The 9,584-nt window shown below is 66.0% G+C and carries 10 protein-coding genes; 8 read left to right on the forward strand and 2 right to left on the reverse strand.

Features of this window, described 5'->3' with window-relative positions:
* Positions 1-79: 79 nt before the first annotated feature.
* The 4 genes from mgtE (at position 80) to XI09_RS21265 (ending at position 4,108) form a co-directional block, all read left to right on the forward strand.
* Entirely contained in the window at positions 80-1,501 is a 1,422-nt protein-coding gene (gene mgtE / locus XI09_RS21250; protein ID WP_271568579.1) for a magnesium transporter, read from the forward strand.
* A 374-nt stretch (positions 1,502-1,875) separates the two neighbouring features.
* Positions 1,876-2,178, forward strand: a complete 303-nt coding sequence (locus XI09_RS21255) for a helix-turn-helix domain-containing protein (protein WP_092193099.1) — start codon at positions 1,876-1,878, stop codon at positions 2,176-2,178.
* 132 nt (positions 2,179-2,310) lie between these two features.
* Entirely contained in the window at positions 2,311-3,129 is an 819-nt protein-coding gene (locus XI09_RS21260; protein ID WP_271568580.1) for an aldo/keto reductase, read from the forward strand.
* 49 nt (positions 3,130-3,178) lie between these two features.
* Entirely contained in the window at positions 3,179-4,108 is a 930-nt protein-coding gene (locus tag XI09_RS21265; RefSeq protein ID WP_271568581.1) for a hypothetical protein, read from the forward strand.
* On the opposite strand, the gene XI09_RS21270 is transcribed toward XI09_RS21265, so the two are convergent.
* Both XI09_RS21270 and XI09_RS21275 read right to left on the reverse strand, forming a co-directional pair.
* Complete coding sequence (locus XI09_RS21270) at positions 4,027-4,941, reverse strand: hypothetical protein (protein WP_271568582.1); 915 nt, start codon at positions 4,939-4,941, stop codon at positions 4,027-4,029. The two genes, XI09_RS21265 and XI09_RS21270, sit on opposite strands and share 82 nt — an antisense overlap.
* Before the next feature lie 1,372 nt (positions 4,942-6,313).
* Positions 6,314-7,036, reverse strand: coding sequence for a DUF599 domain-containing protein (locus XI09_RS21275; RefSeq protein WP_271568583.1), 723 nt, complete (start codon positions 7,034-7,036; stop codon positions 6,314-6,316).
* 122 nt (positions 7,037-7,158) lie between these two features.
* Here XI09_RS21275 and XI09_RS21280 point away from each other — a divergent pair, with 122 nt between their 5' ends.
* The 4 genes from XI09_RS21280 to XI09_RS21295 all read left to right on the forward strand — a co-directional run.
* Positions 7,159-7,821, forward strand: coding sequence for a glutathione S-transferase family protein (locus XI09_RS21280; protein ID WP_271568584.1), 663 nt, complete (start codon positions 7,159-7,161; stop codon positions 7,819-7,821).
* An 87-nt stretch (positions 7,822-7,908) separates the two neighbouring features.
* On the forward strand, positions 7,909-8,277 hold the full coding sequence (locus tag XI09_RS21285) for a YidB family protein (RefSeq protein WP_028171531.1): 369 nt from the start codon (positions 7,909-7,911) through the stop codon (positions 8,275-8,277).
* A gap of 186 nt (positions 8,278-8,463) precedes the next feature.
* Entirely contained in the window at positions 8,464-8,667 is a 204-nt protein-coding gene (locus XI09_RS21290; protein WP_011087923.1) for a hypothetical protein, read from the forward strand.
* A gap of 154 nt (positions 8,668-8,821) precedes the next feature.
* Positions 8,822-9,584 (forward strand): hypothetical protein (locus tag XI09_RS21295; protein WP_271568585.1); only part of this gene is annotated, 763 nt, incomplete at its 3' end.

The following is a 9,584-nucleotide window of genomic DNA, read 5'->3' on the forward strand; positions in this document are numbered from 1 at the left end:
CTCAGAGTTGCCTTGTGGGTATTGCCTGAACCATCAGCTCAGACCACTCGTTCCAACCTGTCAAACGGCGAGGCGCGCCATGGATGAACATATGGACGGTGCCCCATCCGCCGAGGCCTCGGTACTCGACCACGTGCCGATGCGCAATGAAGACGGCGAAATTCGTCACGAATTCGTCGAGGAGATTGCCCGTGCGATCGAGGCCGGCGACAGTGCGGCGCTGCGCGCCTGCGTTGCCGAGCTGCACGAGGCCGATCTCGGCGATCTGATCGGCGCATTGGAGCCCGACGACCGCGTCCGCCTGGTCGAGCTCACGGGCCGCGACTTCGACTTTTCGGCGCTGAACGAAGTCGACGAGAGCGTCCGCGAGGAGATCCTCGATGAGCTGCCGCCGGAGACGGTCGCGGAAGGTGTCCGCGAACTCGAATCCGACGACGCGGTCGAGCTGCTGGAGACCCTCGACGAGGACGAGCAGGAAGAGATCCTCGAGAAGCTGCCCTTGCGGGAGCGCGTCGCACTCGAGCGCAGCCTGCTGTATCCGGAAAATTCCGCCGGCCGCCGGATGCAGACCGAGTTCATCGCCGTGCCCCAGGATTTCAGCGTGGGGCAGGCGATCGACTACATGCGCGAGACGCCGGATCTGCCCGACCGCTTCTACGAGATCTATGTCGTTGACAAGGACCAGCACTGGCAGGGCGCGATCGCGCTCGACGTCCTGCTCCGCACCCGCCGTCCGGTGGCGCTTGCCGAGCTGACCGACGAGGATCGCCGCCGCGTCTCCGTCCTGGAGGACCAGGAGGAGGTGGCGCGCATGTTCGGCAAGTACAATCTCGTCGCAGCTCCCGTGCTCGACACCCAGGATCGCCTCGTCGGCGTCATCACCGTGGACGACGTCGTCGACGTCATCGAGGAAGAGGCGGCCGAAGACCTCAAGGCGCTCGGCGGCGTCACCAGCGACGAAGAGCTGTCGGACACCGTGTTCACCATTGCCCGGGCGCGGTTCAATTGGCTGCTGGTCAATCTCGCCACCGCCTTCCTGGCGTCCTCCGTGCTCGGCCTGTTCGAGGGCCAGCTGGAGAAAATGGTCGCGCTCGCGGTGCTCGCGCCGATCGTGGCGAGCCAGGGCGGCAACGCCGCGACCCAGACCATGACGGTCGCGGTGCGCGCGCTCGCGACCCGCGAGCTCGGCTCCTCCAATGCCTGGCGCGTGGTGATGCGCGAAGGCCTGGTCGGCCTCGTCAACGGGCTCGCCTTCGCCGTGATCACGGGCATCGCCGCGGTGGCCTGGTTCAAGATCCCGGGCCTCGGCATCGTCATCGGGCTTGCGATCATCTGCAACCTCGTCGCCGGCGCACTCGGCGGCATCCTGATCCCGATGGCGCTCGAACGTGTCCGGGCCGATCCGGCGGTGGCCTCCGGCACCTTCGTCACCACCGTGACCGACGTCGTCGGCTTCTTCTCCTTCCTCGGGATTGCGACCTTGTGGTTCGGGTTGAGGTAAGGGCGAGTTTGGGGCGCTCCTCTCGCCCCGTCATTGCGAGCCAACGGGTCCGCGCGGAGCGCGGCCCGATGACAGGCTCCGCGAAGCAATCCAGAATCCCTCCGCGGAAAGACTCTGGATTGCTTCGTCGCAAGAGCTCCTCGCAATGACGGGGTGGGCAGCGGCACTCCCTCTTTCGTGTCCCGGGCGCGCTGCAGCGCTTGCGCTGCTGCGCAGAACCGGGAGCCAGATGGCGGCACGGTAAGCTGCGGGGAAATGGGCCCCGGCTCTGCAGCGCACCGCGAAGGCGCGCTGCGCTGCGTCCGGGGCACGAGGCCATCATCTTTAATCCGAACTTAAGCGACCTGACGCATCATCGCCCGCGCTTTGGGGGAATGGACATGCGGTTGCGGCTGAAGGCGGACGGACGGATCGTCGAGTTGCGGGACGGGCAGGAGTTTCCGGTCCAGCCCACGGCCAATGCCGCACCGGCCGACACCGGCTCGCTCGCGGTGCGTGACCTGCGCCGCCGCGCCTGCCTGACCCAGATGGAGTTCGCGGCCAAGCTCGGCGTCCCCGTCGAGACCATCCGCAACTGGGAGCAGGGCAAGCGCGCCCCGCGCGGTCCGGCGAGGGCGCTGCTCGCGGTGATCGCGCATGCGCCCGACACGGTGTTCCAGGCGCTTGCCAAAGCCTGACGTCAAGGCTGCGCACGAACCTCCCATTAGCATTGCGCTGAATAACCGGCCCGGTTGCAACGGCTTCCGTTGGCAGCCTTTCGGACCCGGTCCATAATGTCTCGGGGGCGACCGCAACAGAGAGGATTCCTCATGCTGTTCGTCGAGGCCAATGGCGCAAGGATCCCGGCGGTCGGGCTCGGGACCTGGGAGCTGAGCGGGCGGCCATGTGCGCGCGTGGTCGAGCAGGCGCTGCGGCTTGGCTATCGTCACATCGACACCGCACAGGTCTATGACAATGAGCGCGAGGTCGGCGACGGCGTGCGCGCCTCCGGCGTGCGCCGGGACGAGGTCTTCCTCACCACCAAGGTCTGGACCAACCATTTCGCGCCCAACGATCTCGAACGGTCGGTGAAGGAGAGCCTCGCGCGCCTGCGGCTTCCCTCCGTCGATCTGTTGCTGCTGCACTGGCCCAATTCGCACGTGCCGCTGGCGGAGACGCTTGGCGCTTTGTCGCATGCCAGGCAGATGGGCCTGACGCGCCACATCGGCGTCTCTAATTTCACGGTGGCGCTGATCGAGCAGGCGGTCGCGCTGTCGCCGGAGCCGCTCGTCTGCAACCAGGTCGAATTTCACCCTTATCTGGACCAGGCCAAGGTGAGGGCGGCCTGCGACCAGCATGGGCTTGCGCTGGTCGCCTACAGCCCGATCGCCAGGGGCCGCATCAAGACCGATCAGACGCTCGCCGAGATCGGGCGGGCGCATCGCAAGACACCGGCGCAGATCTGCCTGCGCTGGCTCGTGCAGCAGAATGTTGCTGCGATTCCGCGCACCTCGCGCATCGAGCGTCTGTCGGAGAACATCGAGATCTTCGATTTCGAGCTCTCGGACGAGGAGATGGCCCGGATCGCTGGTCTGGCCAATCCCAAGGGCCGCCTGACCGACTTCGGCTTCGCGCCAAAATGGGATTGAGGGGCTGTTCCGTTATGCTAGGAGCAGTGCGGCAACCCAAGATCGGGCGATGGAACTGCGGAAGATCATACGGACGGACATTGCGGCGTCGGTGATCGCGCATCTGACGCTGGTGGCGCTGATCATCGTGATCAGCGAGGTCCATCCGTTTCGCGGCCAGCCGCCGGAAACTGTTACGGTCGACATCGTCACGCCGGAGGAGGTGAAGCAGGAGGAGGCCAAAGCCGAGGAGAAGGCCAAGGAAGAAGCGGAGAAAAAGCCGCCGGAGCCGATGCCCGACCTGAGACTGCCGAAACTGGATGTCACCGAAAAGGCGGATCCAGCGGCGAAGCCGGCCGCCAAGCAGCAGGCCGCGTCGCAATCATCGCAGCAGAAGGCCCGGCCCGAACCGGAGCAGCCGACGCAGCAGAAACAGCCGCAGCTCTCACAGGCGCCGAAGCAGCGTGAGACCACTGCGCAGCCGCAGCCCCAGCAGCCGCCTCAGCAACCGCGGCCATCGCAGTTGCCGCCGCAACAGCCGCAGCCGCAGGCCGCACCTCCGGCCTATCAGGCTCCCGAACCCGACGTCACCCTAAAATACGGCGTCATGCTTGGCCTGCCGCCCGAACTGCCGATCGAGCCGAAAAACGCGGCCAAGGACGACGGCGGCGACGCCAGGGATTCAATCGGCGCGAAGCTTCCACCCGAGGTCATCGCCGAGCTTCGTCGTCACTTGAGAAGCTGCGCAAAATTGCCGGCCGGGGTCGACCCGACCGACACCGTCCACATCAAGCTGCGCACGGTGCTCGCCACCGACGGCACGCTGGCACGCGAGCCGATCCTGATCGAAGCCCCGCCATCGGCGAAGGGCGTGGCCCTCGTGAAGTCAGCAATGAGCGCGCTCCAGAACTGCCAGCCCTACAAGATGCTGCCGGCCGACAAGTACGGGGAGTGGAAGGTGTTGGACCTTCCGTTCGCGCCGCGGGATTTCGGCGGGTAGCTCTGCGGGCCATAGGCTACGCGGGGTGGTCCGCGAGCCAGGTGAACGCCGCCAGGATTCCCGGCAGTTGCAGATCGTGACGAAGCTTGCCGGATGCCGGGCGCCTCGACATAGGCTGTTTGAACCGACGCCGAGACGCGCTGGTCGTGCGGGTCGGTCAGCACGATGATCGCTTGCGGGGGATGGCGTGCGACCTCCGCGACATGATCGATCGGATCGAGGAAATCGCTGTGGCCGGTGATGTCGGCGGTCCAGCCGTTCTCGCGGTTGCGCAGCGCCACCGCCGTGTTTCCCGACGTGATCACCGCGCAGCCGATGTCGTCGCGGCGCGCAATCAGTGCAGCCACGAGATGGCCGCCGCCGGATTGGCCGACGAGATTGAGACGGCGCCAGCCGAAATGCGCCTTCAGCCGGGTGAGCGCCGCATCGACCAGCGCGACCTCGCGCGGCCGTCGCCGGTCGAGATGGCGACCCGAGGAGCCCAGGATGCCGGGGCGCGCCAGGTGGACATAGGGGCGATGGAAGCTGGCGCTCAGCTGTTCGGTCAGCGCCTGCACGTCATAGGCCGTCGCTGCCACGTACCACTCGTTGGCGACGACGACCTCGTCGTTGCGCTTCTCCACGGCGTCCCCGCGCAGGAAGATGACGGGGTCGGCCGGCGCACCTTCGGGCGCAGCACCATAAAAGGCGAGAACATCAGGCTCGCCGTCGACCTCGACGCGCACGCGTCCCGCACCGTCGCCATCTGACGCAGAGCATTCCACGCCGCGGACCACGGCCTCCGCGGAGAAGGGCGTGGCCGGCAGCTGCGCGAGGATTGGAAATCTGATCATGCCTTCAGTTGCGCCCAGTCACGCCCTCGCTGTCAAGTCACGCCGGCGATAGCTGGGGAATAGCACGAGGCGAAAGGTTGTCGCTGCCCGACGGGCAAAACACCCGCGAAGCTGTCAACCCGCCTTCGCTAAAATATTCCACTTTACCGAAATTCGGATTTGTCGTATGTGTCGCCCATCCCGGCTTGACCTTGAGGGGCGATCATGTGTCGTCATTTTTCGCGAGCCGGGCTTGCGGTGGACGCGGCAGCGTCGGGCGCGAGAAGTTAAGGGCAGGGCGGATTGCTTTCCGTGAGCCCAACACTTCGTGCCAGACGAGCGGCGCTGTCAGGTTCGTCTCGCCAGCAAGTTTCCGGCTCCGTCGACAGGGCTGGAAAAACTGCGGCGAGCAAGCGAGCCGTGCGTACGGCAAAACCGTGTGGTCCTGGCCGTCGTTGCTACGGTCAAGCTCTTGCGGAGGCGGCAGTCGCGTCAACCGGCGCGGTGTCGGCGAATTCCGCGGGAGTGAGGGAGGCCAGAACGAACTCGGCTCCCGGGAGAGCACGGCATAAGCCGTCCGACCACTGCGCAGGGAAGGCCGAGTGATTGGCTACACCTGTATGCTGCTGTGCGGTTTCTTCTGCGTGTGCCTTTCGCGCAGCAGACCGCGGGTGCTAGGTCAGCACCCGGCCTTCCCTGCGCCCTCTTGGCTCAAGAGGGTGGAGCGACGAAGCACAACTCGGGCGAAATCAGCCGCGAGGACGGGAAGGCGTGTCTGCCATTGAAAATGGATGCGAAGATGGTCTCGTGCCCCGGACGCAGCGCAGCGCTCCTTCAGCGGTGCGCTGCTGAGCCGGAGCCCATGCCACACGGAAGTTCGTGGCTTCTGGGTCCCGGCTCTGCGCCGCAACGCTTCACGCGTTGCAGCTTGTCCGGGACACGGGAGTGAGCGGCGGCGTTGCACCTTGCTCCGTCATTGCGAGCGCCTTGTCCGCCATAGCTCGAAGAGCGACGGCGGAAGCGAAGCAATCCAGAGTCTTTCCGCGGAGGGATTCTGGATTGCTTCGCGGAGCCTGTCATCGGGCCGCGCTTTGCGCGGACCCGTTGGCTCGCAATGACGATGTGGAGGCGGACGTGCGCGACTTCACCACCGTCACCCCCGCGCAACGGCGAAGCCGTTGTCGCTGGAGGTGCGCGCTCTGCGGCGCAACCGCGCCGCTGAGCAAGCCTCGAAGGGCGACGGCCCAGCTGCATCGCGGCTGTTCATCCTTCGAGGCTCACCATGCCGTGCTTTGCACAGCACGGTTCGCACCTCCAGCGACAACGGCTTCGCCGTTGCGCGGGGATGACGGAGCTAATGACGATGTGGGGAGGCCGAGCCGCCTCCCTCGCTTCATCCCTGAGGACCCCGCTTCCTCATCGCCTCACCATCCACCACCTCCGGCGCCATTGCCGACCATGCGCTCGAGGCGAACTGCCTTCGCCAGGTCACGATCACCACGGCCGCCGTGGTCACGAACAGCACCCAGGGGCTGACGAACCAGCCGAGATAGCCGAGCGCGAAGAAGAAGGCGCGCTGGCCGCGGTTGAAATGGCGGCCGGCGGATTCGAACAGGCGCGTGGTGCGGATGACATGGGCTTCGGCGGCGGGGGTGTCGCGCTGGGACGCCGGCGGCATGCCGCCGAACAGGATGGCGACATAGTTGAACAGGCGATAGGCCCAGGCGAACTTGAAGAAGGCGTAGACGCAGATCAGCACGAGACCGACGCATTTCAGCTCCCACATTGCGGGCGAGGTGCTGAGGTCGACCGGCAGCTTGCTCAGGATCGTGATGGCGTCGTTGGTGGCGTGCAGCAGCGCCAGCGCGCCGCCGAGTGCGATGAGGCTGGTGGAGGCGAAGAAGGCGGTGCCGTTCTGGAGCGAGGCCATGATCTGCATGTCGACCATGCGCGTCTCGCGGTCGAGCAGCCGGCGCACCCAGACCTCGCGATAACGGTTCATGCGCGCCGACAGGCTGTCGCGGCCATAGGCTGAATGTTCCAGCGTCAGGGCATAGACCAGCCATTCGACGATGAAGAAGCCGACGGCGGTGATGTCGACCCAATGCCTGCTCATGTCTCTCTCCTCGCGAGCATCGCAACGATTGCCACGCAAGGCCGGGCGCAGCAACGATTGATTGACGGCAGGCGATGGCGCTAAAAGCAGCCGCATCCAGAGGACTCGGAAGGACCAGTGACATGGCTGCACTAAAACTTGCCATCGGCAACAAGAACTACTCGTCATGGTCGATGCGGCCCTGGCTCGCGCTGCGCGCCAACGACATCCCGTTCGTGGAGACCCTGATCCCGCTCTACACGGATAACCCCGCGGACAAGGAGCAGATCCTGTCCTTCAGCCGCGCCGGCAAGGTGCCCGTGCTGGTCGACGGCGACACCACGGTGTGGGATTCACTCGCGATCATCGAATACATCGCCGAGCGCTACCCCGAAGTGAAGCTGTGGCCCGATGATGCCGCGGCTCGCGCCCATGCCCGTTCGGTGTGCGCCGAGATGCATTCCGGCTTCGTGCCCCTGCGCAGCGAATGCGGCATGAACCTGCACCGGCCGATCCGCCCCGTGACGCTGTCGGCCGATGCGAAGGCCAACGTTGCGCGCATCGAGGAGATCTGGCGCGAGTGCCGGGCGCGCCACAGTGCCAAGGGACCGTTCCTGTTCGGCCGCTTCGGCGCGGCGGATGCGATGTACGCGCCGGTCGTGCACCGCTTCCGCACCTATGCGATCGACGTCGCGCCGGATACCAAAGCGTACATGGAGACGATGATGGCGCTGCCGGCATTCCAGGAATGGACCCGCGAGGGCCTTGCCGAGACGCTTGTCATCGCGAAGTTCGAGGACGCGTAATCGCGAACGTGATCGGGCGCCGCTTGACGATACGCAAGCCGGCGGCGCCCAATCGTGCTGGAGCTGCGGCTTTGGAGAGGGCACGCCATGGGAATCCTGGACTCGCTGGAAAACAACCCCGCGCTCCGCAGCGCGCTCGGCCAGCTCGGCGCCGCCGTGCTGCCGGCCGTCTTGAGCGAGGTGCTCGGCAGCAACAATCAGGGCGGCCTCAGCGCGATCGTCGCCAAGCTTCAGCAGGCCGGCTTCGGTGACCAGGTCAAATCCTGGCTCGGCAACGGCCAGAACCTGCCGATCTCGGCGGATCAGCTCCGCGCCGTGCTCGGCAACGACACCGTCCGCCAGCTGGCTGCGCGCTACAATATCCCGGTCGACCAACTGGGCCAGATCCTGGCCCAGGAGCTGCCCAAGGCGGTGGATCAGGCGAGCCCCCAGGGTCATTTGCCCCATACCGCCTGAGGTCCGGTTCCAGCGGTATTACCGTGGCCCGTTGTTCCCGTTATCGTCCTGAAAAGACTTCAAGATTGGTGTGTTGCCATGCTCGGATGAGGCTGGCCAAAAACGCCGCATGCGTGCTATATAGTGGCTGGGTTTCCGGCCGGCCATCGCAGTGGGACCATGGGCGAGGCAGGCGTTGTTTGAGTAATGGAGAGGGTGTTGAAGCACAAATTCCCCGTTGGAACGCGCGTATTGTTCACGGCCAGCAACGTTGCGCGCCCGGCTGCCAGCGGCTCGTACGAGATCATCCGCCTGCTGCCGACGGAAGGCGACGACTGCCAGTATCGGATCAAGAGCTCGACCGAAGCCTTCGAACGGGTCGCCAAGGAAAGTCAGCTCGCGCTCTCCTGAAGCGCCGCCACCGCCCATTGATGTCGCGGACGAATTTGCTCCGCTCGCCGTCAAAAGGCCCGCTTCACCTTCAAAAGGTGGGCCGGGGGCAGTTGCCGACTCGCGGTGCTCGCTTTGACCATTCGCTCTTTGCTCGCGTGAGGGGACGTCGCGCATGAACTGGGCATGGGCCTCGTCGCTCGACGAAATCTGGCACTCGTCGGCCTTTCCGATGTGGATGACGCTGGCGGCTGCCGGCTTCTTCGGATTGATCCTCCTGGTCACGCTGCTGCGCGCCGAGAGATCGGTCGCCAACGGCGCGCTGACCGTCATCACGCTGCTTGCCATTGCCATCGCGGTGGCTGCCACGGTGCGCGTCTATGGGCCGGCGGGGCAGGCAGCTCCAGCCGAGGCGCGCGCACAGGCCGGTGTTATCGCGAGCCTGCCGGCACTATCCTGCCTCGACGATCTCGCCGGCGATGCGGTGGCCGTTGGCTGCGAGAAGGCGCTGTTCGGCTCGCCGGATGCGGCGGCCGCGGCCGTCTCCTACACCGCCGCCAGGATCGACCGGCTGACCGCGCTCGGCGATGCCGCGACCCTCGACAAGAGCCTGACGCTGGACATGAAGGTGCTGCGCAAGGCGCTGGAACGCGATCGCTACGGCCTCGTCGCGCAGGTGCTGGTCGCCCGCGACGGCTGCACCCGGTTCGATTGCGCCGCCTTCCGCTCCCTGACCGATCAGCAGCAGGTCGCCGCCAACATGGAGTCCCATCTCTACGACATGCTGGTCGCACGCTATGTGCCCACCTGGAACGCGCCCGCAGCGGCAGCATCGGCCGTGCCGGCCGCAGGTGCGCTCGCCGCGCTGCCCCCATCGATGCCGACGGGCAAGCCGACCAACGCTGAATTCCCGAGCGCCTCGTCGACGCCGCCGGTGA

This window comes from Bradyrhizobium sp. CCBAU 11386, from assembly GCF_028128955.1.
Classification (GTDB): domain Bacteria; phylum Pseudomonadota; class Alphaproteobacteria; order Rhizobiales; family Xanthobacteraceae; genus Bradyrhizobium.

Bases quoted from the DNA above. Each gene is read 5' to 3' on its own strand.
- mgtE (WP_271568579.1), top strand. From the start codon at position 80: ATGGATGAACATATGGACGGTGCCCCATCCGCCGAGGCCTCGGTACTC.
- XI09_RS21255 (WP_092193099.1), top strand. From the start codon at position 1,876: ATGGACATGCGGTTGCGGCTGAAGGCGGACGGACGGATCGTCGAGTTG.
- XI09_RS21260 (WP_271568580.1), top strand. From the start codon at position 2,311: ATGCTGTTCGTCGAGGCCAATGGCGCAAGGATCCCGGCGGTCGGGCTC.
- XI09_RS21265 (WP_271568581.1), top strand. From the start codon at position 3,179: ATGGAACTGCGGAAGATCATACGGACGGACATTGCGGCGTCGGTGATC.
- XI09_RS21270 (WP_271568582.1), bottom strand. From the start codon at position 4,941: ATGATCAGATTTCCAATCCTCGCGCAGCTGCCGGCCACGCCCTTCTCC.
- XI09_RS21275 (WP_271568583.1), bottom strand. From the start codon at position 7,036: ATGAGCAGGCATTGGGTCGACATCACCGCCGTCGGCTTCTTCATCGTC.
- XI09_RS21280 (WP_271568584.1), top strand. From the start codon at position 7,159: ATGGCTGCACTAAAACTTGCCATCGGCAACAAGAACTACTCGTCATGG.
- XI09_RS21285 (WP_028171531.1), top strand. From the start codon at position 7,909: ATGGGAATCCTGGACTCGCTGGAAAACAACCCCGCGCTCCGCAGCGCG.
- XI09_RS21290 (WP_011087923.1), top strand. From the start codon at position 8,464: ATGGAGAGGGTGTTGAAGCACAAATTCCCCGTTGGAACGCGCGTATTG.